This is a genomic window from bacterium (assembly GCA_035703895.1).
GTDB lineage: Bacteria > Sysuimicrobiota > Sysuimicrobiia > Sysuimicrobiales > Segetimicrobiaceae > Segetimicrobium.
In genome coordinates this window covers 1-21554 of record DASSXJ010000240.1, presented here as the reverse complement: position 1 = coordinate 21554, position 21554 = coordinate 1, and the positions used below count along the sequence as shown (strand labels likewise).

At 66.3% G+C, this 21554-nt stretch carries 20 protein-coding genes; 13 read left to right on the top strand and 7 right to left on the bottom strand.

What is annotated here, in order from left to right; genetic code table 11:
* From VFP86_16095 to VFP86_16065, 7 genes are all read left to right on the top strand, one after another.
* Positions 1-583: ABC transporter permease (locus VFP86_16095; protein ID HET9001160.1), on the top strand; the 583-nt coding region annotated here is incomplete at its 5' end.
* Positions 583-1596: an ABC transporter ATP-binding protein gene (locus VFP86_16090; GenBank protein ID HET9001159.1), complete on the top strand. Its 1014-nt coding sequence runs from the start codon at positions 583-585 to the stop codon at positions 1594-1596. The genes VFP86_16095 and VFP86_16090, both read left to right, overlap by 1 nt.
* Positions 1575-2609 carry an ABC transporter ATP-binding protein gene (locus VFP86_16085; GenBank protein ID HET9001158.1) on the top strand — a complete coding sequence of 345 codons (1035 nt, stop codon included), beginning with the start codon at positions 1575-1577 and terminating at the stop codon, positions 2607-2609. The genes VFP86_16090 and VFP86_16085 overlap by 22 nt, the downstream gene beginning before the upstream one ends.
* A gap of 11 nt (positions 2610-2620) precedes the next feature.
* Complete coding sequence (locus VFP86_16080) at positions 2621-4405, top strand: M28 family peptidase (GenBank protein ID HET9001157.1); 1785 nt, start codon at positions 2621-2623, stop codon at positions 4403-4405.
* Between the two features lie 47 nt (positions 4406-4452).
* A complete protein-coding gene (locus tag VFP86_16075) occupies positions 4453-5433 on the top strand; it encodes a thiamine pyrophosphate-dependent dehydrogenase E1 component subunit alpha (GenBank protein HET9001156.1) in 981 nt (326 codons plus the stop codon).
* The gene (locus VFP86_16070; GenBank protein ID HET9001155.1) at positions 5420-6445 is read left to right on the top strand and encodes an alpha-ketoacid dehydrogenase subunit beta; all 1026 of its coding nucleotides are present in this window, start codon (positions 5420-5422) and stop codon (positions 6443-6445) included. Before VFP86_16075 ends, VFP86_16070 begins: the two co-directional genes overlap by 14 nt.
* Positions 6446-6457: 12 nt before the next feature.
* Positions 6458-7810, top strand: coding sequence for a Xaa-Pro peptidase family protein (locus VFP86_16065; GenBank protein HET9001154.1), 1353 nt, complete (start codon positions 6458-6460; stop codon positions 7808-7810).
* Positions 7811-7817: 7 nt separating this feature from the next.
* Here VFP86_16065 and VFP86_16060 read toward each other — a convergent pair whose 3' ends face one another.
* Entirely contained in the window at positions 7818-9017 is a 1200-nt protein-coding gene (locus tag VFP86_16060; GenBank protein HET9001153.1) for an MFS transporter, read from the bottom strand.
* Between the two features lie 84 nt (positions 9018-9101).
* On the opposite strand from VFP86_16060, the gene VFP86_16055 reads away from it, so the two are divergent.
* Positions 9102-9794 carry an RraA family protein gene (locus VFP86_16055; protein HET9001152.1) on the top strand — a complete coding sequence of 231 codons (693 nt, stop codon included), beginning with the start codon at positions 9102-9104 and terminating at the stop codon, positions 9792-9794.
* 9 nt (positions 9795-9803) lie between these two features.
* The gene (locus tag VFP86_16050) at positions 9804-11444 is read left to right on the top strand and encodes a thiamine pyrophosphate-dependent enzyme (protein ID HET9001151.1); all 1641 of its coding nucleotides are present in this window, start codon (positions 9804-9806) and stop codon (positions 11442-11444) included.
* On the opposite strand, the gene VFP86_16045 is transcribed toward VFP86_16050, so the two are convergent.
* Positions 11434-12315 (bottom strand): M23 family metallopeptidase, encoded by an 882-nt coding sequence (locus VFP86_16045; protein HET9001150.1) that lies wholly within the window; start codon positions 12313-12315, stop codon positions 11434-11436. The genes VFP86_16050 and VFP86_16045 overlap by 11 nt on opposite strands.
* A gap of 104 nt (positions 12316-12419) precedes the next feature.
* Positions 12420-13217, bottom strand: a complete 798-nt coding sequence (locus VFP86_16040; protein HET9001149.1) for an SDR family oxidoreductase — start codon at positions 13215-13217, stop codon at positions 12420-12422.
* 155 nt (positions 13218-13372) lie between these two features.
* Here VFP86_16040 and VFP86_16035 point away from each other — a divergent pair, with 155 nt between their 5' ends.
* From VFP86_16035 to VFP86_16025, 3 genes are read left to right on the top strand one after another with little or no spacing between them, the layout of a single operon-like run.
* The gene (locus VFP86_16035; GenBank protein HET9001148.1) at positions 13373-14254 is read left to right on the top strand and encodes an alpha/beta hydrolase; all 882 of its coding nucleotides are present in this window, start codon (positions 13373-13375) and stop codon (positions 14252-14254) included.
* Positions 14255-14299: 45 nt separating this feature from the next.
* Positions 14300-14734, top strand: coding sequence for a large conductance mechanosensitive channel protein MscL (gene mscL, locus VFP86_16030; protein ID HET9001147.1), 435 nt, complete (start codon positions 14300-14302; stop codon positions 14732-14734).
* 11 nt (positions 14735-14745) lie between these two features.
* Positions 14746-16770, top strand: a complete 2025-nt coding sequence (locus VFP86_16025) for a heavy metal translocating P-type ATPase (GenBank protein HET9001146.1) — start codon at positions 14746-14748, stop codon at positions 16768-16770.
* A gap of 138 nt (positions 16771-16908) precedes the next feature.
* On the opposite strand, the gene VFP86_16020 is transcribed toward VFP86_16025, so the two are convergent.
* From VFP86_16020 to VFP86_16010, 3 genes are all read right to left on the bottom strand, one after another.
* Positions 16909-17247 (bottom strand): YciI family protein, encoded by a 339-nt coding sequence (locus VFP86_16020; GenBank protein ID HET9001145.1) that lies wholly within the window; start codon positions 17245-17247, stop codon positions 16909-16911.
* Positions 17248-17532: 285 nt separating this feature from the next.
* A complete protein-coding gene (locus VFP86_16015) occupies positions 17533-18186 on the bottom strand; it encodes a response regulator transcription factor (protein ID HET9001144.1) in 654 nt (217 codons plus the stop codon).
* 137 nt (positions 18187-18323) lie between these two features.
* The gene (locus VFP86_16010; GenBank protein ID HET9001143.1) at positions 18324-18881 is read right to left on the bottom strand and encodes a hypothetical protein; all 558 of its coding nucleotides are present in this window, start codon (positions 18879-18881) and stop codon (positions 18324-18326) included.
* Positions 18882-19101: 220 nt separating this feature from the next.
* Here VFP86_16010 and VFP86_16005 point away from each other — a divergent pair, with 220 nt between their 5' ends.
* Positions 19102-20262: a site-2 protease family protein gene (locus VFP86_16005; GenBank protein HET9001142.1), complete on the top strand. Its 1161-nt coding sequence runs from the start codon at positions 19102-19104 to the stop codon at positions 20260-20262.
* Positions 20263-20600: 338 nt separating this feature from the next.
* On the opposite strand, the gene VFP86_16000 is transcribed toward VFP86_16005, so the two are convergent.
* Positions 20601-21224: an isochorismatase family protein gene (locus VFP86_16000; GenBank protein HET9001141.1), complete on the bottom strand. Its 624-nt coding sequence runs from the start codon at positions 21222-21224 to the stop codon at positions 20601-20603.
* Positions 21225-21554 lie beyond the last annotated feature (330 nt).

Genomic DNA, 21554 nt, shown 5'->3' with positions numbered 1-21554 from the left:
CTTCGTCGCGCTGATCGGTACGGTCGTCGGGATCGTGGCGGGGTTTTACGGCGGATGGATCGATGCCGTCCTGATGCGGCTGGCCGACATTGCGTTCGGGATCCCGTTCCTGCCGCTGGTCATCGTGCTCGTGGCGTTCCTCGGCGCGAGCCTGTGGAATATCGTGCTGACGATGGCGCTGCTCCTGTGGAAGGACACGGCACGCGTGGTCCGCTCGCAGGTCCTCTCCCTCCGGGAGCGCGGGTTCGTGGAGTCCGCGCGGGTGCTGGGCGCCTCACCGCTTCGGCTGATGCTCGTCCACATCGCCCCGAACGTCCTGCCCCTGGCCCTCTTGTATGGCTCGCTCGCGATCGGCTGGGCGATCCTCACCGAGGCCGCGGTCAGCTTCCTCGGGTTTGGAGACTCCACGCGCATCTCCTGGGGGTTCATGTTGCAGGATGCGTACATCTCGCAGGCGCTCAGTAACGGCCAGTTCAACTGGTTCGTCCCCCCCGGCATCTGCATCATGCTCGTGGTCATGGCCGGATATTTCATCAGCCGCGGGTACGAGGAACTGCTCTTTCCCCGGTTGAGGCGGCAGTAGTGGCCCTCCTCACCCTCGAAGACCTGCGGGTCGAGTACCGGACGTCGCGGGGAGCCACCCGCGCCGTGGACGGCGTGACGCTCGAGGTCCACGAAGGCGAGGTCCTGGGGTTGGTCGGCGAAAGCGGCTGCGGGAAGACGACGCTCGGCCGGGCGATCATCCGGGTCCTCCCCCGCAACGCCGGCATCGCGGGGGGTCGGATCCTCTTCGATGGGGTCGATCTCGCCGCGCTGCCGGAACCGGAGATGGCCCGATACCGGTGGCGGGAGATCGCGATGGTGCCGCAGGCGGCGATGGACTCGCTCGACCCGGTCTACCGGTTGGGCGACCAGTTTCACGAGGTGCTCACCATCACGGGCGGCCAGGGACACGCCGCGGCCCGGGCGCGGGCGCTCGAACTCTGCGACCTCGTCGGCTTGGACCGCCGGCGCCTCGCCGCGTTTCCGCACGAATTGTCGGGCGGGATGCGGCAGCGCGCCGCGATCGCGCTGGCCCTGGCGCTCCGCCCCCGCCTGGTCCTGGCGGACGAACCCGTCACCGCGCTCGACGTCGTGGTGCAGCATCACATTCTCCGGCGGCTCCGCCAGTTGCGCGCGGAACTCTCGCTCAGCGTCGTCCTCGTCACCCACGACATCTCCGTCATCGCGCAGACCTGCGACCGCATGGCGGTCATGTACGCGGGGAAGATCGTCGAGGTCGGCCGTACCGTGGACGTCTTTGCGCGGCCTCAACATCCGTACACCATGGGACTGCAGAACTCGTTCCCCAACCTGCTGCGCCCCCAGGAAACGTTGATCCCCATCGAGGGGGCCCCGCCGGATCTCTTGACGCCGCCGCCCGGGTGCCGGTTCGCCCCGCGGTGCCCGTTTGCGGTGGACCGGTGTGTGGTGGACTCGCCCGCGCTGCGGGAACTCACCCCGGGGCGGTGGACCGCGTGCCACCGCGCCGAGGAAGCCGATGTGCTTCGACTCCACGCCCGAGAGGTCGAGCGATGGCGGGTCCCGGCCCTGTGATGGAGAGCCGTGCCGCCGCTCGCGGGGCCGATGGGTCGCTCGTGGTGGCGGAGGCGGTCCAGAAGTACTTCCCGATCCGGCGGGGGCTGTTCGGGCGGGGAGCCGGGGACTACCTGCGCGGCGTCGACGGCGTCTCGTTCGCGATTCCGGCGGGGGCGTCGCTCGGCATCGCCGGAGAGAGCGGCTGCGGCAAGACCACGCTCGCCCGGTTGCTTCTCCGTCTGCTCACGCCGACTTCGGGTCGGATCGTCTTCGGGGGGATGGATCTCGGCACGCTCGACGGGGCGGCGCTCCTCGCGTTTCGCCGGCAGGCCCAGTTGATGGTGCAGAACCCCTATGAGGCGATCAACCCGCGCTTCACGATCGGGCGGGCGCTCATGGAGCCGCTAATCATCCACCACATCGGGGCCGGCGAGGATCGGCTCGATCGGGTGATCGCGGCGCTCACCCAGGTCAACCTGCACCCCGCCGAGGCGTTCCTCGACAAGTTTCCCCACCAGCTCTCCGGTGGGCAGTTGCAGCGCGTCGGCCTGGCACGCGCGCTGATGGTCGATCCGATCTTTCTCGTGGCGGACGAACCTGTGTCCATGCTCGATGTCTCGGTCCGGGCGGGGGTCCTCAACCTCATGAAGGCGATTGCCCTCTCCCGGCAGCTCACCACCGTCTACATCTCCCACGACCTCTCGCTGGTCCGGTATGTCTGCGACACCACGATGATCATGTACCTCGGCACGGTCGCGGAGATCGGCCCCACCGACGCGGTCCTCGCGCACCCGAAGCACCCGTACACGCAGCTCCTGGTCGCGGCCGCCCCCGTCCCCGATCCCACGTATCCCTCGCCGGAGATCCAGGCGCCCGAACAGGTCCCCACGCCGATCGGGCCCGCCCACGGGTGCCCGTTCAAGGACCGCTGTCCACACGTGATGCCTGTGTGCCACACCACCACGCCGCCGCCGGTCTTCGTCGGACCCAAGCACCAGGCGGCGTGTCACCTGTATGAGCCGACACACTGAGGAGGCCATCGATGCCCATCGAAACCGCGGGTGATCGTCACACAGAGGCGCAATTGCTCGACGTGCTGTCGCTCGACGATGCGCGGGCGCTGCTCGAGCGTTTCAGCGGCCTCGTGCGCGAATCGGGCAGCCGGGACGAATGGGCGGCGGCGCGGTACATCGCCGGGCGGCTGCGGGCCTGGGGCGTCCCCCATGTGCTGCACGAACCCGAATTGTATCTCAGCATCCCGAAGTCGGCATCGCTCGAGGTCCGCTCGCCCACGCCCCGCACCATCCGGGCCAAGACCCCGGCATTCTCCGCCTCCACGGGACGGAAGACCGTGCGCGGGCGGGTCGTCTATGTCCCGACCGGCTACGCCGCCGATACCGAGTCGCTGTTCGATTCCCATGTCCGCGCCGGCCGGAAGGAGATCGAGGGCAAGATCGTCATCACCGAGGGCCTCCCCGTGCCCAAAAAGGTCGCGGACCTTACGGCCCTGGGGGCCAAGGCGCTCATCTTCATGAACCCCGGGGAGGCGATCCACGAGGGGATCTGCACGACGATCTGGGGGGCGCCCGACCTCGACTCGATCGGACGGAAGCCCACCCTTCCCGTCGTCTCGATCAACCACCCGGACGGGCTGGCCCTCCGGGCCGAGGTTGAGGCCGGCGCCGTCGAGGTCGCGGTCAAGACGAAGCTCGACGAAGGGTGGAAGCGCTGCCCCGTGCTCGTCGCCGAGATCCCGGGCACGGAAGATCGCGAGCGATTCGTCCTGGTGCACGGCCACATCGATTCGTGGCACCAGGGGATCGGGGACAACGCCACCGGCGATGCCGCCTTGATGGAGCTCGCGCGGGTCTTCTGGCAGCACCGCCAGCACGTGAAGCGGACCCTGCGGGTGGCGTGGTGGCCGGGCCACTCGACCGGGCGGTACGCCGGATCCACCTGGTACGCCGACACGTTCGCCCAGGAGCTCGATCAGCGCTGCGTCGCGCAGGTGAACATCGATTCGCCCGGGTGCCGCTGGGCGACCGAGTACACGGGCGTATCGTGGATGAGCGAGGCGGATCCGCTGTGCAAGGCGGCGGTCCGCGACGCGGTGGGGCAGGACTCGTCGGGCGAACGACCGCACCAGGCCGGCGACTACTCCTTCAACAACATCGGGATCACCAGCTTCTACATGCTCCTGTCCACCATGCCGGATTCGCTCCGCAAGGAGAAGGGGTACTACGCCGTCGGCGGCTGCGGTGGGAACATCCAGTGGCACACCGAAGACGATACGATGGAACTGCTCGATGAAGCGATCTTGATGAAGGACCTGCGCGTATACGTCTTGTCGCTCCTGCGGGTCCTCAACGCCGCCGTGCACCCATTCGATTTCCGCCTCCTGGCGGAGGAGTTCGGCCGGACCCTCCACCGCTACCAGACGCAGGCGGGTGACGCGTACGACTTCGCAAAGGCACGGTCCGCGCTGGAGCAGCTCGGAGGCGACCTCGATGCGTTCTACCGGCAGGCCGAGGAGCTGACCGGCCGGCCGGTGTCGGATCACGACGCCCTGCGCGCCTGCGCGGCGATACGCCGGTTGGCCCGGATCCTCGTGCCGCTCAACTTCACACGGGACGTCCGGTTCAGGCACGACCCTGCGGTCCCCATCCCGCCGCTGCCGGACCTCGCGCCCACGGCCGACCTGGCGCGCTTCCCCGCAGGATCCCACGAGGCCCGCGTGATTCAGACGTCCCTGCTGCGCGGGGTGAATCGGTTCGTCGCGGCGATCGGGCATGCGCGGGCCGTGGTGTCCGCCCCGGGTCGCGGGTAGAGAGAGGCACACGGCCCCCGAGAGTGGCGGCTCAGGAGGAGTGGACCATGACGACCGACCCCGTGATCGCGATGCCGGATCAATGGCTCCAGATGTACGGGCAGATGGTGCGGATCCGGGCCTTCGAAGAACAGGTCAACGAGCTGTATACGAGCGGGAAGATGCCCGGACTGGCCCACCTCTACATCGGGGAGGAAGCCGTGGCTGTAGGGACCTGTCAGGCCCTCCGCCGCGACGACTACATCACCAGCACGCACCGCGGGCACGGCCATTGTCTGGCGAAAGGCGCGGCGGTGGACCGGATGTTTGCCGAGCTCTTGGGGAAGGAACCCGGGTACTGTCACGGCAAGGGCGGATCGATGCACATCGCCGACCCCGAGACCGGCAACCTCGGGGCCAACGCGATCGTCGGGGGGAGCACGGGCATCGCCGCCGGTGCCGCCCTCTCGGCAAAACTGCGCGGGACCGATCAAGTCGCGGTGTGCTTTTTCGGGGATGGCGCGCTCGGGCAGGGGCTCTTGTACGAGGCGATGAACATGGCGGCCCTGTGGAAGCTCCCGGTGATTTACGTGTGTGAGCACAACCGGTACGGGGAGTACACCCCCGCGGGGGAAGCGTCGGCGGGGGATCCCCAGGCGCGCCCGGCCGCGCTGGGGATCCCCACGGACGAGGTCGATGGTCAGGACGTCCGCGAGGTCTACGCCGCAGCGCTCCGGCACGTCGCGCGGGCCCGGCAGGGCGGCGGCCCGGGCTTCCTGCTGTGCCACACGTACCGGTTCCGCGGCCACCACGTCGGCGACATCAACCGATCGTACTACCGCTCACATAACGAGGAGGAGCAGTGGGCCCGCGAGCGCGATCCCATCCGTCTGCTGGGCCTAGGACTGATTCAGCAGCGGATGGCGGACGCCGCGGCGCTGGAACGGATCGAGCGGGACGTGCGCGCTGAGATCGCCGCCGGCCTCGAGTTTGCGCTGGCCGCCCCCTACCCCGATCCCGGCGAGGTCACCCACCATGTCTATGCTTAGTCAGGCGCCCGCGGGCGCCCCGCGCGCGGCGGGGCGTGAATTGACATTCGGACAGGCGATCAAGGAGGCGCTCGCGGAGGAGATGCGCCGGGAGCCGCGGGTCTTCATCATCGGAGAGGACGTGGCCGAGGCCGGCACCGTGTTCAAGGTCCTCTCCGGGCTCGTCGATGAGTTCGGACGCGAGCGGGTGATCGACTCGCCCATCTCCGAAGCCGGCATTACGGGGATCGGCGTCGGGGCCGCGATGACCGGGATGCGCCCGGTCGTGGACATCATGTTCGGGGACTTCATTACCCTCGCGATGGACCAGATCGTGAACCAAGCCGCCAAGGTCCACTACATGTCCGGAGGCAAGCTTCGAGTCCCGCTGGTGATCCGGACCACGATGGGGGCGACCCGGCGGTCGGCGGCCCAGCACAGTCAGAGCCTGTACGCGTGGGTCGCCCACGTCCCGGGACTCAAAGTCGTCCTCCCCGCGACTCCCGCGGATGCCAAGGGGCTGCTCAAGTCGGCGATCCGCGACGACAACCCGGTGGTCTTCTTCGAGGACAAGATGATGTACCAGGTCAAGGGCCTGGTCCCGGACGGAGAGTACACCATCCCGCTCGGGGTCGCCGACGTCAAGCGGGCGGGTACCGATGTGACGATCGTCGCGACCAGCAGCATGGTGCAGGTGGCCCTCGAGGCGGCCGGCCGCCTGGACGGCACCGGGATCAGCGCGGAAGTCGTCGACCCGCGGACGCTGCTGCCCTTGGACGCCGAGACGCTGATTGCGTCGGCGCAGAAGACCGGCCGCGTGATCGTGGTGGACGAGGGCTATCAGCAGTATGGGGTCACCGCGGAAATCGCCTCCGTGATCGCCGCGGGCGCCTTCGACTCGCTCGACGCCCCCGTCGCGCGTATGGGCGCGATGAACGTCCCGGTGCCGTTCTCCCCGGTCCTGGAAGACCAAACCGTGCCGACCGCTGAGGCGGTCGCGACTGTCGCGATGCGCCTCTGCGGTCGCGCCTGAGGAGGGCTCGCGATGGGACTGAAGACCTACGGGCTCATGGGGGTCGACTGGGAGGAGCGGGTCGATTTCGACCGGCTCCGCAAGGCGCGCCTGGCGCGGGCCAAGCAGGAGCTCGAACGCTCGGAACTCGGTGCGCTCCTCTGCTTCGACATGAACAACATCCGCTACATCACCGCCACGCACATCGGGACCTGGGCGATGGACAAGCTGGTGCGGTTTTCCCTGCTCCCCCGGAAGGCGGAGCCGACGATATGGGACTTCGGCTCGGCCGCGCGGCACCATCAACTCTACTGCCCGTGGCTCGACGGCCGGTCTCCCGCCGGGATCTCCACGCTGCGAGGCGCGATGTCTCCCGAATCGGGGCGGGCGGAAGACGTTGCGAGAAAGATCCGCCGGGAGTTGGAAGCGCATGGGCTCCACCGAGAGCCCGTGGGGGTGGACGTCATCGAGCTCCCGGTCCTGTTCGCCCTCCAGGCGGAGGGGATCACCGTCGTCGACGGGCAGCAGGTCATGCAGCGGGCCCGCCTCATCAAGACGCCGGACGAGATCACGCTCCTCAACACCGCCTGCATGATGGTCGACGCCGCCTACGACAAACTCTACCGGACGATGAAGCCCGGGATGCGCGAGAATGAGTGCGTCGGCCTCGTGGCCAAAGTGCTCTACGATCTCGGTTCGGAGCATGTCGAAGGGGTCAACGCCATCTCCGGCGAGCGGTGCAGCCCCCACCCCCACGTCTACACGGACCGCGCCCTGCGCCCGGGCGACCCCGCGTACTTCGACATCCTGCACGCGTACAACGGCTATCGCACGTGCTACTATCGCACCTTCGCGATCGGCAGCGCGTCGCCCGCGATGGTCGACGCCTACGCGCGCTGCCGCGCGTACCTCGACGAGGCGATCGGCCTGATCAAACCGGGAGTCACCACGGGGGACGTGGTCAGGGTCTGGCCGAAGGCCGAAGAGTTCGGCTTCCCCAACGAGGAGGCGGCGTTTGCCCTCCAGTTCGGGCACGGGGTCGGGCTCTCGATTTGGGAGAAGCCGATCTTCAGCCGCCTGGTCTCCCTCGACCATCCGGAGGTAATCCAAGAAGGCATGGTCTTCGCGCTCGAGACGTTCTGGCCGGCCGCGGATGGCTGGTCCGCGGCCCGGATCGAAGAGCAGCTCGTCGTGACCAAGGATGGGTGCGAGGTCATCACCCGGCTGCCGGCAGAAGAGTTGCTGGTCGCGGGGGCGCACCACTACACGGTGGCGGGGCCCCTACGCACCACCCGGGAGACCCAGTCCCACCTCAACCGTCCGCGCGGCACGCTCGGCGCGGTGGTGGAGAGTGCTAGGACCGAGGGCCGCCGGGTGCGCACGTAGCGCCGGATCAGTGCTCCGGCGCGTCGCTCTGCAGCACCAGCCTCCGCACCCCCGCCGTTGAGATCGCCAGCACCGACGCGGCGAGCAGAAACACCCAGCGGATCCCGACGGCGGCGGCGAGCCCGCCGCCGAGGAGCGGACCGATCACGCTGCCGAGCATGATCGCGCTGCTGGTCAGCCCCATGATCCCTCCGAGCCGCTCCGGGGGCGACGCGCGCGCCACGACCGCGTAGAGCGGAGGGAGCATGCCGCCCGTGAAAAATCCGAGCGCGGCGCGAAACACGAACACCTCCCACGGCGTGCCCGCCCAGAACTGGGCGGCGTACGCGACCGCGGCGCCGCTCAGCGTGAGGACCAGGACCCGCTGCTCGCCCGACCGATCGGCGGTGCGCCCCCACAGCGGCGCGCCGAGCATCGCGGCGAATCCGGTCACCGAGAAGAGCACGCCGGCGACGGTCGCCACCCGCTCCGGCGGGACGCGCAGCGTCGTCACGTACACGGAAAAGATCGGCTCGACGCTCATGATCGCGACCTGGCTCGTGCACAGCAGCATCCCGGTCGTCCGCAGGGCCGGGGACTGGAAAAAGTAAGCGACATTCGCCCACACGCCCGGGCCGGCCGTTCGTGCGCGGGCGGGCGTCATCTGCTCCTGTGCGCCGAAGAAGACGACGGCCGCCGCGGCGAAGCACGTCGCCCCGGTGATGAGAAACACGTTCCGGTAGCCGACGAGATCGGCGAGGGCTCCGCCGAACAGGGGGCCGATGATGCCTCCCGCCGTGAGCGACGTCTGCAGCATCCCCAGGGCCGCGCCCATCCGATGGGGCGGGATCGACGCGGTGACCAGTGCGTTGCCGGCCGCCACGAATCCGCTCACGCCGCCCTGGACGGCGCGGATCACCATCAACTGCCCGACGTGGCTGACGAAGGCGGAGAGCACGTTGGTCGTGCCGATCCCGGCCATGGCGCGCAGCACCATGATCTTTCGCCCGTGGCGATCGCCGAGCACCCCCCAGAGCGGCGCCGTGAGCATCTGGACCAGGAACGGGGCGGCAAACAGGAACCCGCTCCACCGCTCCACCTCTTCGAGGCGGGTGACGCCCAGCACGCGCAGGTAGAAGGGCAGGAACGGGACGATCAAGGTGAGCCCAACCATCGCGAGAAACTGCGCGGACCAGATCGCGTAGATGTTGCGCTGCCACTGCGGCATCAGGTGGGCAGGGGACGCGAATGCTCCGCGAGAATCTCTCGCCTGCACCCGATGCGGCCAACGCTTCGTGCCCTGGAGGCGCTCATGTCCGATCCGCTCTCCCCAGATCGTCTCGAGGAACTCCGCCTGTACAGCAGCCCGACCGTCGCCAACGCCGTCGAGACGTTCAACCTCCAACCGCGCACCGCGGGATTCATGTCGAGCCAGATCCGGTGCATCTTCCCCGAATTCGGCACGATGGTCGGATACGCATACACGGCCACGATCCGCGCGAGCACGACCCCGCCGGCCGCGGCGGGGGCCCTGCGCCCGGCGATGTGGCGCGAGTTGGAGAAGATCCCATCCCCGCGCGTGATCGTCATCCAGGACCTAGACGACCCCCCGGGCGTCGGAGCGTTTTGGGGCGACGTCCAGAGCAACATCCACCGCGCGCTCGGCTGCACCGGCACGGTCACCAACGGCTCGGTGCGCGACCTGGATGAGGTTCGGGCGCTCGGGTTCCATTTCTTCGCCGGCAGCGTCTCGGTCTCCCACGCGTACGTGCATCTGGTCGAGATCGGCGTCCCCGTCCAGGTGGGCGGCCTCACGGTGCGCCCCGGCGACATCATCCACGGCGACCAACACGGCGTGCTCTCGGTTCCCCGGGAGATCGCCGGACGGATCGCAGAAGGCGTGGCGAAGGTGGAACAGGTGGAACGGCAGCTGATCACCTATTGCCAGAGCCCCGGGTTCACGCGGCAGGGACTCGAGGACCTGTTTAACAAGTTGCGAGGGTAAGCGGGACCGGTGCAGGCGAAAACCGTCCTCTTCGACATGCTTCGGGATCGGGGCACCCGCTATGTCTTTGGCAACCCCGGGACGACCGAGCTCAACTTCATGGAAATGTTCGCCGATTACCCCGAGATCACGTACGTGCTCGGGCTCCAGGATGCGATCCCCGTCGGGATGGCCTACGGGTACGCGCAGGCCACCGGGGACCCGGCGGTCGTCAACCTCCACATCACTCCAGGTCTTGCGAACGGGCTTGGAAACATCTTCAATGCGCACCGCGCCAAGACCCCGATGGTGATCACCGCCGGGCAGGTGGATCGGCGCATGATCCTGCAGGAACCCTCATTGTGGAGCGACCTCGCGCACCTCGCCTCCCAGTACACGAAGTGGTCGTATGAAGCCCGGACCGGAGCGGACATCCCGCTCGCGCTGGCGAGGGCGTTCAAGACCGCCGCCACCCCGCCCCAAGGACCGGTGTTCTTGTCGCTCCCCATGGACTGCCTCGACGAAGAGGCGGGGAGCCCCGCCCCATGGATCGAGATCGCGGGCGAGATGCGGCCGGCGCCGGCCGTCTTGGAGCGGATCGCCGGGGCGCTCGCAGAGGCCCGCGCGCCTGTGCTCATTGTGGGCGCGGGCGCGGCGACGCCCGACGCCCGGACCGCCCTGGTCCGGATCGCCGAAGCCACCGGGGCGCGAGTCTATGGAGAACGGCTTCCGGTCCGGTCGGTGTTTCCGACCGATCATCCCCAGTACCTCGGGATGATCGGCTTGTCCCTGGCGCAACTCCGTCAGGAACTCGGGCCGGCCGATGTCGTGCTGATCGCGGGGGCGAGGAAGTTTGCATCGCTCCTGTACACGCCGGAGGTCCGGCTCCCGGAACAGACCAGGGTCTACCACATCGATACGGATCCCTGGGAGATCGGCAAGAACATTCCCGTGACCCTCGGCGTGGTGGGAGACCCCGCGGCGATCCTGCCCGAGGTCGCCTCTCTGGTGCGCGGGCGGATCAGCGGGACGCGGGCACAAGAGGTCGCGGCTCGGACGGCCGAGGTCCGCCGGGAACGGAGCCGGCGGGAAGAAGGCTGGCGAGTCCCGGCAGCGCCTCCCGCCCCGGGGGCGCGAATGACCCAGGAATTCGTCTACCGGACCCTCGGGGAGATGATGGACGAGACGACGACCGTCGTCGATGAGGCCATCACCGCGGCCCGGATCATCGATCGGTACATCCCGTTTCGAACCGAGCGGGCCTACCTCGGGCTCGCCGCAGGATCGCTGGGGCTCGGCCTCCCCGCCAGTCTCGGAGCCCAGATGGCCTGGCCCGATCGGAAGGTGATCTGTACGATCGGGGATGGCTCGCTGATGTATACGGTCCAGGCGCTCTGGACCGCGGCCAAATACCGGATTCCCGCGACGATCCTCGTCATGGACAACCGCGCGTACCAGGTGCTGAAGGACGGCATGGCCCAATACAAAGGGCAGCCCGTCCCGCCGGAGCGGCTGATCGGCATGGACCTCGACGCGCCGGTCGTGGACATCCCGGCCGTGGCTCAGGGGTTCGGTGTTCCGGCCCGGCTCATCTCACGACCCGACGAGCTCCGGGATGCCCTCGCGGAACGCCACGACGGACCGAGGCTGCTGGACGTCGTTATTGCGTAAGCCCGGCGTGCGGCTCCGTCCAGAATAAGGGGTTCACCCACGTCCCGTTGACGTACAGCCCCCAATGCAGACTGGGCCCGGTGACCAGGCCCGTCGCCCCGATCCGGGCGATCAATGCCCCACGCTCCACGCGGGCCCCCACCGGGACCGCGAACGCCGACAAGTGCAGATACTCGGTGAGGACGCCCTGCCCGTGATCGATCACCACCGTGTTTCCGCCAAGCGGGAGCGCCTGCGCGAGCGCGATGACGCCTGCATTGGCGGCCACGACGGGAGCACCCGCCGAGGCGGCGAAGTCGACCCCCTGGTGCCACCACATGCGATGCCCGTTGTACACGCTCTGGTAACCATAGGGCGAGTCCATGAGCCCATCGGACGGCGCCATGAACACCCCGGTCCACATCGCCTCACGCGTCCTGCGGCCCAACACCGGACCGAGCGCCCGCCACTCGGTAGCCGCGTTCTGTGGGGTGATCAGCCCGAACGTCTGCGGGGGAAGGGTGAGGGTTCGGACCTCGAAGCGTCCCGGCGCGAGCCTCACGGTGCGCGATGTCCGAAGCGGCTGGGTCCCCCCCGCGGTGACAGTCACGGCGATCGTATGGGAACCCGCGGAGACCGTGGGATCGGTGCCGACCAGGGCGCGTCGCGTCCCATCTGAGCGCGCGTACGAGGCCACAAGGGCGCCGTCGTACCGAACCGTCACGGTCGCAGCCTCCGGCGCCGTCACGGTGACCATCAACGTGTCACCCTGCACCGGCGATGCCGGGGCCACCCGGACGATGCCAGACGCATCGTCCGCGGCGGCGGAGAAGGTTCGGGCCAAAACGAGTGAGACGATGACCACTACGCCGGCGCTCGGATGTCCTCTCATGGAGTGAATTCAGGACCTCCTCGCAGGATTTACTGCTTTACAGGATTTACTGCTTTAGTGGAAGATATGCCCCCTCTTCGCCTGGCGTGGACGCGGCGAGGGAGTTAGAGGTCCATGAGGGCCTTGCGCTGCCCCCCGTCGAGCGTAATCGACGCGCCGTTCATGAAGCTGGCGCGATCGCTCGCGACGAAGACCGCGACGTCGGCGACTTCCTCCGGCGTGCAGATCCGGCCGAGGGGGATGCTCCCCACTCCCCGGCGGGCGGCTTCGTCAAGCGGGAGATCCTTGTCGCGTGCGTAGGCGCGAACCAGGCCGTCCCAACGCTCGGTGCTCACCGGACCCGGGTTGATCGCATTGATGCGGATGTGGTGCTTCCCGTACTGTTCGGCGAGGGCCTGCATGGCGGCCAGGCCGGCGGCATTGGCGGCGCTGGCGGTCAGCTCCCAATAGGCGGGTTTGACCCCGTCGTTCCCGATGATGTTCACGATCCGCCCGCCGCCCTGCTTGAGCATCTGCGGAACGACGGCTTTGCAGCATCGTATGTACCCGAGGAACTTCAACTGCATGGCGAGCGCCCAGTCCTCCTCGCTCAAGTTGAGCAAGAGGCCGCCCGGCGCCGCGCCGGCGTTATTGACGAGGATGTCGATCCGACCGAATCGGGCCGCGACCGCGGCGACGACGCGGTCGGCGTCCCCGGGCTTCGACATGTCGCCCGAAACCGCCAACACCTCTGCGCTCGTGGCTGCGGCGATCTCCTCGGCAGCGCGATCCAGGAGCTCCTGGCGCCGGGCGCAGATGGCGACCTTGGCCCCTTCGCGAGCGAGTCCCGTCGCGACCGCGCGGCCAATCCCCTTGCTGCCGCCCGTGATGAGCGCCACCCTGCCTCGAAGTCCCAGGTCCATGGCGAGCTCCCCCGATCTCGTCTCAGTCTCGCGAGATCTTGGAGTCGGCCGTCTCGTACTCCTTCCTCGCGTGATGGCGGCGCGTGTGCCACGCCGGGCAGGGAGGGCGGCTGATCGACGCTAAATCCCCCTCAATCAGTCCCGGAGGTTGGGAAATGCCCGAGGCTCGGATCAACGGCGTACGGCTCCATTACGAGGTGCACGGCAGCGGAGTCCCGCTGGTCTTCGTCCACGAGTTCGCCGGAGACCGCCGCAGCTGGGATCCTCAAGTGAAGTTCTTCGCCCGTCGGTACCAGGTGATGACGTACAATGCGCGCGGGTACCCGCCGTCGGAGGTTCCGGAGTCCCGGGAAGCGTACTCGCAGGAGATCGCGGTGGAAGATCTCCACGGGCTCGTCCGGCACCTCGCGCTTTCCCCCGCGCATGTGTGCGGCCTGTCGATGGGCGGGTACGCGGTTCTGCACTTTGGCCTGCGGTACCCGGCCCTGGCACGCTCGCTCGTGGTCGCCGGGTGCGGGTACGGATCCGACGACCAGCCGCAGTTCCGGCGGGACGCGGAGGAGCTTGGACGCCGGATCGAGCAGGACGGGATGGCCGCCGTTGGAGCCGTGTATGGTCGCGGCCCGACCCGCGTCCAGTTCATGAACAAGGATCCCCGCGGGTGGCAGGAGTTCGTCGACGCCCTCGCCGATCACTCGAGTCTGGGAAGTGCGCGCACGATGCAGGGGGTGCAGGGACGGCGTCCGTCGGTCTACGACCTCCGGGATTCCCTCACGCGCCTCAGGGTGCCGACCTTGATCATGACCGGCGATGAAGACGATCCGTGCCTCGCGCCCGCGATGTTCCTCAAGCGGCACATCGAGACGGCCGGCTTGCTCATCTTCCCGAAGACCGGCCACACGCTCAACCTCGAGGAACCGGACTTCTTCAACCGCGCCGTCCTCGACTTCGTCACCATGGTCGACGCCCAGAAGTGGTCGCCACGGGATCCGCAGGCCACCGTGAAGTCCGCCCTTTTGCCCGACCGGCAGTCGTAACCGGGCGCCCGACGCCCATTCGTCACATCGAGAGGGGGAGGACGGATGATTCGAGAGTTCAAAGAGTTCGCGATGCGGGGGAGCATGCTCGACTTAGCGATCGGCATCGTGCTCGGCGCCGCGTTCGGGAGGATCATCACGTCCGTTGTCAACGACATCCTGATGCCGCCGATCGGCCTGATGCTGGGGGGGCTCGATTTCGCGAGCCTCTTCATCGCGTTGAAGGGGGGCCCGTACCCGTCCGTGGCCGCCGCCAAAGCCGCGGGCGCTCCAACGATCAACTACGGCATGTTCTTGAACACCGTCGTTGACTTTGTGCTCGTCGCCGCGGTCCTCTTCCTGGTGGTCAAACAGGTCAATCGCATGCGGCGCCAGCCCGACGTCACGCCGACCACGAAGCCGTATCCGTTTTGCCTCTCCACCGTCCCCCTGAACGCGGTTCGGTGCCCGTATTGTACGTCTGACCTCAAGGCGGCCTAACTCACACCCACATGCACCAGCACGCACACCCAAGCCACGCCGCCCACATGGCGCGTGGAATGCACGCGGGACACGATCAACACGCTGGGCACAGTCCGGCCATGTTTCGGGACCGGCTCGCGCTCAGCCTCGTCCTGACGCTTCCGATCCTCTACGACTCCGAACCGGTGCAGCGGTGGCTCGGGTATCACGCAATCCACTTTCCCGGCTCTGAGTGGCTGACCCCCGTACTCGCAGTCGTGATCTATTTCTACGGCGGCTGGGTCTTTGTGCAGGGGGCGCGGAATGAGTTGATCGCGAGATCCCCCGGCATGATGACGTTGATCGCGCTCGCGATCACCGTCGCGTTTGCGTACAGCCTTGCCGTCTCGCTCGGCCTGAAAGGCATGCCATTCTACTTGGAACTCGCCACCCTGATCGACGTGATGCTCCTCGGCCACTGGATGGAAGAGCTGTCGATCCAGGGAGCCGGCAAAGCCCTCGAGCATCTGGCAGCCCTGATACCCCCCGTCGCCCATCGTTGGTCGGGAACGGAAACCGAGGATATCCCCGTGGCCGATCTCCGCGAGGGCGACCGTATCGTCATCCGGCCCGGTGAACAGATCCCGGCCGATGGCGGGGTGGAAACGGGCGCATCCAGCGTCAACGAAGCCTTTCTCACCGGAGAGTCCCGGCCGGTTCCCAAAGGGCCGGGCGATGAGGTCGTCGCCGGGGCGGTCAATGGAGAGGGGTCCCTCACCGTCCGGGTGACGCGGACCGGAGAGGGGACGACGCTCAGTCAGATCACCAGGTTGGTCGAGGAGGCCCAGACCTCCCGCAGCCGGTTCCAAGGGCTGGCCGATCGTGCGGCCTCCTGGCTGACGCTGGCAGCGATTGGAGTCGGCACACTGGCGTTCATCGTCTGGATGACTCTCGCCCACGATCTGACCGCTGCAATCACGCGAGCGGTCACGGTCTTAGTGATTGCCTGTCCCCACGCACTCGGCCTCGCCATTCCCCTGGTGATTGTCATCGCGACCGGGCTATCGGCCCGCCACGGGATTCTCGTTCGAAATCGAGAGGCGTTCGAACGTGCGAAGGATCTCCGCGTGGTGGCCTTTGACAAGACCGGCACGCTTACGGAAGGACGATTCGGAGTGCGCGCGGTGTATACCGCGGATCGGTCAGAGGAGACAGCGGTCGGGGTCGCGGCATCCTTGGAAGCGATGTCGGAACACCCCCTCGCCCGGGCGGTCGTGGACGAAGCCCAGCGGCGGCACATGACAGTCGCGCCGGTCGCCGATTTCCAGGCCGTGCCCGGCAAGGGCGTGGAGGGCATGATTTTGGACCAACGGTACCGCGTGGGGCGGCCTGAGTGGGCCGCCGAGTTGGGACTGGCGTGGCCTCCGCGCCTCATAGAGGCTCTGTCGGAGGCCGAAACGCGCGGCGAAAGCACAATCGCCCTGATGGACGATCGCGGAGTCGTGGCCCTATTCGCTTTGGCCGATACGATACGGCAGAGCGCGCGCGAGGCGATCCAGCGCCTGCGGGCCATGGGGGTGGATCCCGTGATGATCACCGGGGATGCGGAGGCCGTCGCCCGAACCGTCGCGCAATATCTAGGAATCGAACACTACCACGCACGCGTGCTTCCCTGGGATAAGGCGAACATTGTGCATCAGCTGAAGGCGACCGGACCGGCGGGATTTGTGGGAGATGGCATCAACGACGCACCCGCACTTCTCGAAGCGGATCTCGGTGTGGCGATCGGAGCAGGGACCAACGTCGCCATCGAGTCCGCCGACCTCGTCCTCGTGAAGAACGATCCGCTCGACGTGGTCTTCGCGCTGCGGTTGAGTCGAGCCACGTATCGCAAGATGGCACAGAACATTTTCTGGGCGACCGGGTACAATGCCATCGCGATCCCGCTGGCCGCCGGCGTGGGATCGGCCTGGGGCGTGGTGCTCTCGCCTGCCGCGGGGGCGTTGCTCATGAGCCTCTCCACCATCATCGTGGCGGCGAACGCCACGTTGCTGCGGCGGATCCCAACGCACTAAAGAGTCCTCAAAGGCCATTTTCACGCTCGTGCGTAAGTCCTGTTACTTATTGATATCAACGAACACATCTGTCAGGCCGTCTTCAGCGTGCAGTCTTCTGTCGCCGTCGCCGCTCACTTGCCTTCGTCGGGTCCTCCGTCAGAAAAACGGGCGCACTTCGACCGGCGCCCTGCAGGCGAGGGCGGCCTTATGTCCCCACGCCAGCGCCTCGTCCATGTCAGCGGCTTCCAGAACCCAAAAACCACCTATGTGCTCCTTGGTTTCCAGGTACGGTCCATCGGTGACGAGCACCTTTCCATCGGGCTGCGCCCGCAGAGACCTCGCGCTGCTGGCGGGGGAGAGGCCGCCAACGAAAATCCTGACACCGGCAGCCACCATCTCATCGTTGAGCGCGTCGATATCGCGGTCCATCGCTTCGTCCTCGCGGGACGGGTCATAGTCGTCGGGGTGGTGAATCGCAACCAAATATCGCGTCATGACTTCTCCATCTTCCTGTAATGGTCCTCGGGCGGACCGATTCCCCTGCCTTCACGAGATAGTCGAATGGCCGGACCGGAATTCGACAAATCGTCCAAGAAATTTTTCTTCTTCCGGCAGGTGGCCCAGCCTTTGAATTGCCGAAGCTCCCGCAATTATGGGTGCCCCGTCCTTCGCGCACGTTGCGAAGGGCGGGTACGCCTGCCAACAGTGAATGGTTTTGGCTCGAAGAACTCAAAAGAGCCTGTTAGCTTAAAGCACTCTGACGAAACAACAAAGCGAGGATTAGGTGCTGAGTCCGTTCTTCACCGCGTATGTCGCGGCCTGGGCGCGATTGTGGATGCGAAGCTTCTGGTAGACCGAGCGGAGATGGCTCTTGACCGTGGGCATGGAAAGGACGAGTTTCTGCGCAATCTCCTTGTCGCTGAGCCCGGCCGCCACTCCCTTCAGCACCTCAAGCTCCCGCTCTGTGAGTCTGGGGCCTCGGTGGAAGTTAAACAGCGACGTGTCGCGCTCCGTGACAGCGAGTCGCTCGACGAGCTTGCGCGCGATGACCGGATTGATCATCGTGCGGTCTGAGTGGACAGAGCGGATGGCCCTGACGAGGTCTTCGGGAGGAATGTCCTTGAGGACGTATCCGATCGCACCGGCCTGCACGGCTTTGAGCACGGTTTCCTGATCGTCGTACACTGTGAGGATGAGCACCTGCGTGTCGGGAGAGCTCTCCTTGATCTGTTTGGTGGCGTCGATCCCGCTCCCATCGGCCAGCGTGACGTCCATCAAAATCACATCGGGCCTCAGTTCAGCGGCCTTTCGCACCGCTTCTTTGACGCCGCTGGCCTTGCCGACGACGGCAATGTCATGCTCTGCTTGCAGGAGGACATGCAATCCTGCGCTGATGATCTCGTGGTCATCGACTAACATCACCCGGACGGGCACTGCGACACCTCGAACTTGGAAATGGACGATCGCCGAGACTGGTGCCTTTTGGAGGTCGTAATACATATGTATGCCCATTCCAAGGGGAGGTCAGCCGGAGGGGTGCCGGCCTTGTGGCGCCGCGCCGCCGCGATGGCCTAGCCGGGCGTGAGGAGAGTCCAGCCGCGGCCCTCAGGCGTCCACTTCTCCAGGGGCCGGCCGAGGTAGTCTTTGCCATCGACCTGATAGCCGGCGGCCAGGAGCCGCTTGAGGGCTTCCGCATAATACCGGTAATCGAGCTGCCAGACGCCGCGCAGCGGATTCCGGTAGGCTCCGAGGCCGCCGAGAAGCTTGCGAACATTCTGGTCCTCGCTCGGCTCGCACCGGAGCTCAACACTCTGGGTAATCGTTCCGAACGCCTGGATCTTGGGGTTTTGTGGGGCCACCACCGCCTGGCCGCCGGGGTTGTCCGCCGTCGCCCACGAGCGCTGCGCCGAGGCTTGCGCGGGCGCAGGGCGGGTGGCAGCCGCCGGGGCTCCAGGGATCACTGCGGCCGCCGCGGGTGCTGGTGTTCCTGCGGCAGCCCGCTGCGCCTTGAGGGCCTCCGCTTTGGCCTTCGCCGCCGCGATCTTCTCCTCGCGGCTCATCTCGCCTGCGGGCGCTTGTGGCGTCGAGTCCTTGGGTGCTTCGGGCTTTTCCTCGGCCATCGTGTTCACCCCGTGCGTGGCGTCCTGCGAGCATTCTACAGAACAGTGCTCGGGACCTCAAGCGAAATCGCGGAGCGTACATGCCAAAGCGGCAATCGCGCAGATTTCCAGACGCCCGGGCGGTTTGATGACCGCGGTGGCAGGCGATCGGTCACTGCAATCCGAAAGGGACCCATGCGTTGGGCTCTCGCGTGTGCCGCCCGCGAACCAGAGTTACAGGGGGGAGAAGATGTCCAGGCATCAGATCCCTTTAGGACGGATCTTTGGTATCTCTATCGGACTCGATTACTCTTGGTTCTTGATCTTCGTCTTGATGACATGGTCGCTGGCCGTCGGCTACTACCCGGCTGCCTTTCCAGGATGGCCCGCGTCTCTGTACTGGATCCTGGGCGCCGTCTCGGCGATCATGCTCTTTGTGAGCGTGCTGCTGCACGAGCTGGGACACTCGGTCGTGGCGCTTCACTACCGCGTCCCGGTCCGCAGTATCGTGATCTTCCTCTTTGGCGGCGTTTCGCAGATCGGTGGTGAAGCCCCCAGCGGAGGCGCAGAGTTTTGGATCTCCTTCGCGGGACCCGCGGTAAGCCTTGCGCTTGCTGTGGTCTTCAGCGTCCTACAGCACCTCTTCACTGGGATCGGACCGCTGTTTGCCCTCACCAAGTATCTCGCCTATATCAACGGAGCGCTGGCGGTGTTTAATCTCATCCCCGGCTTCCCCTTGGACGGAGGCCGCGTCCTCCGCGCCATCCTCTGGACGACTACCCGTAATTTTCGTCAGGCGACGTTAATCGCCGCGACTGCAGGCCGCGCGATCGCCTTTCTCTTTATCCTCTGGGGCGTGTCGCAGATGTTTGCGGGAAATTTCGGCAGTGGTCTGTGGATCGCTTTTATCGGCTGGTTCCTCGAAAGCGCGGCCTCGGCTCAGATCCAGCAACAGATGCTGCAGGGTGCGCTCGCCGGGCACACGGTCGCGGAGGTGATGAACCGGAACTATGCCACCATCCCAGCTACGATCCACCTTCAAGAACTCGTGGATCGCCATATCCTGGGAGGCGGGCGGAGATCCTTTATTGTCACGCAGGGCCATCAAGCCGTCGGCCTCGTCACGTTGCACCAGATCAAAGAAGTGCCCAAAGAGGGGTGGCCGACCACGTCAGTCGCTCAGGCGATGACCCCTGTGACGCGCCTGAAACGGGTCCGGCCTGATACGGGGCTGTGGGCGGCTGTAGAAGAGATGGACCGCGACGGTGTGAACCAGCTCCCCGTGATGACGGACGGTCAGATTCTCGGCATGCTCAGTCGAGATGACGTCATTAGCTTCTTGCGCACGCTGCAGGAACTCGGTGTCTGGCCCAGCGCACGCGGGCCATCCGGTCCGTCGTCCCAAAGGTAGAAGACCTCACAGGCGCAACTACCAGCTTCTCAGGTGCAGCTGTTTGAATGCCCCTTTGGCCGGATCGCCGGTTGCTCGATTGGACAATGCCCACCCGTGAGACACCGGGCATGGTGAATTAGGGATGGAACCGCATGTTTGCAGTGATCTGGGCTTTCAATCAACATGCTGCGGGGCGCCCTCTCACGTGGGAAACTACACAAAAACCTTGACACCACCATTAGTCCTGCCTCTTCTTTGCCGGTGCCAAGACATTCGCAATTGCGGAGATCTCGACGAACTGCTATGGCTGTGCCAGCTCGAACGGCTCGTGTTCCCTGCGCGCACGCTCGCTACGCTCACTTGCGGTAGGCCATCGTGATCTGACCGACGAGCGTCGCCCACGGCATGTCGAGAAAGCCGTAAACAGGACCGGCCAGCGAGCTGGCGTTGTCTTTGAGGATTTCGACCATGAGCGTGGCATAGTCAGAGAGAATCACCCCTGCCTGCTGCATGCGGAGCAAACCCGCTTCACGCTTGGTCTTGCTGAACGTGCCCGAGGCATCGACAGCAACGTAGGCATCATAGCCCTTGCTGAGCGCGGTGATCGCCGGGAAGGCGGCGCAGACCTCAAGCGAGATGCCGGCAAAGATCAGCTTCTTACGTCCGGTCGCCTCGATGGCGGCTGCCACTTTCGGGTCGTCCCATGCGTTGACCGAGGAGCGATCGATGATTTGCTCTCCTCCCACCACTTCCACGAGCTCGGGAAAGGTCGGTCCCCACATGCTGTCGCGGGCCGTGGTGGTGACGACTGTTGGGATCCGCAGCACCTTGGCGGCTTTCGCCAAGGCGACAACGTTATGTTTGAGTTCTCCGGTCTCGTAATCGCGCACGCCGGTCATCAGACCCAGCTGATGGTCGACCAGAACGAGCGCGGAATTGTCAGTAGTCAGGGGGGTGTAGGGCTTCCTTTGATCGGTCATAGTGGTCTCCTTTCCTCAAACTGGGTGTTCGTTTGCGCGGCATTCGCCGTAGCCTACAGGAACGCGACGAACAGGGACGCTCCCGTTCGGCTACTGCTGGCCGAGGATCAGCGCCGAATCCACGGGACGGCAAAGTACCCGGTGATCACAAGGACCTAGTACGAATCTGCTCCTGGAGGCGAGCGATCACTCTCGGCCGAGGACACAACTCACCCACCTCTGTCCTGATCAGCCCTTCGCCGCTGCAAGAATCACGTTGGCGACCTCGCGCGGATGCGATACCATCACTGCGTGGCTTGCGCCAGGCACTGAGGTCGTCTTTGCATCCAT

What these genes read in the sequence shown, in the direction of transcription:
- VFP86_16085 (HET9001158.1), top strand. Translation starts at nt 1,575, where the DNA reads ATGGCGGGTCCCGGCCCTGTGATGGAGAGCCGTGCCGCCGCTCGCGGG.
- VFP86_16080 (HET9001157.1), top strand. Translation starts at nt 2,621, where the DNA reads ATGCCCATCGAAACCGCGGGTGATCGTCACACAGAGGCGCAATTGCTC.
- VFP86_16075 (HET9001156.1), top strand. Translation starts at nt 4,453, where the DNA reads ATGACGACCGACCCCGTGATCGCGATGCCGGATCAATGGCTCCAGATG.
- VFP86_16070 (HET9001155.1), top strand. Translation starts at nt 5,420, where the DNA reads ATGTCTATGCTTAGTCAGGCGCCCGCGGGCGCCCCGCGCGCGGCGGGG.
- VFP86_16065 (HET9001154.1), top strand. Translation starts at nt 6,458, where the DNA reads ATGGGACTGAAGACCTACGGGCTCATGGGGGTCGACTGGGAGGAGCGG.
- VFP86_16060 (HET9001153.1), bottom strand. Translation starts at nt 9,017, where the DNA reads ATGCCGCAGTGGCAGCGCAACATCTACGCGATCTGGTCCGCGCAGTTT.
- VFP86_16055 (HET9001152.1), top strand. Translation starts at nt 9,102, where the DNA reads ATGTCCGATCCGCTCTCCCCAGATCGTCTCGAGGAACTCCGCCTGTAC.
- VFP86_16045 (HET9001150.1), bottom strand. Translation starts at nt 12,315, where the DNA reads ATGAGAGGACATCCGAGCGCCGGCGTAGTGGTCATCGTCTCACTCGTT.
- VFP86_16040 (HET9001149.1), bottom strand. Translation starts at nt 13,217, where the DNA reads ATGGACCTGGGACTTCGAGGCAGGGTGGCGCTCATCACGGGCGGCAGC.
- VFP86_16035 (HET9001148.1), top strand. Translation starts at nt 13,373, where the DNA reads ATGCCCGAGGCTCGGATCAACGGCGTACGGCTCCATTACGAGGTGCAC.
- mscL (HET9001147.1), top strand. Translation starts at nt 14,300, where the DNA reads ATGATTCGAGAGTTCAAAGAGTTCGCGATGCGGGGGAGCATGCTCGAC.
- VFP86_16025 (HET9001146.1), top strand. Translation starts at nt 14,746, where the DNA reads ATGCACCAGCACGCACACCCAAGCCACGCCGCCCACATGGCGCGTGGA.
- VFP86_16020 (HET9001145.1), bottom strand. Translation starts at nt 17,247, where the DNA reads ATGACGCGATATTTGGTTGCGATTCACCACCCCGACGACTATGACCCG.
- VFP86_16005 (HET9001142.1), top strand. Translation starts at nt 19,102, where the DNA reads ATGTCCAGGCATCAGATCCCTTTAGGACGGATCTTTGGTATCTCTATC.
- VFP86_16000 (HET9001141.1), bottom strand. Translation starts at nt 21,224, where the DNA reads ATGACCGATCAAAGGAAGCCCTACACCCCCCTGACTACTGACAATTCC.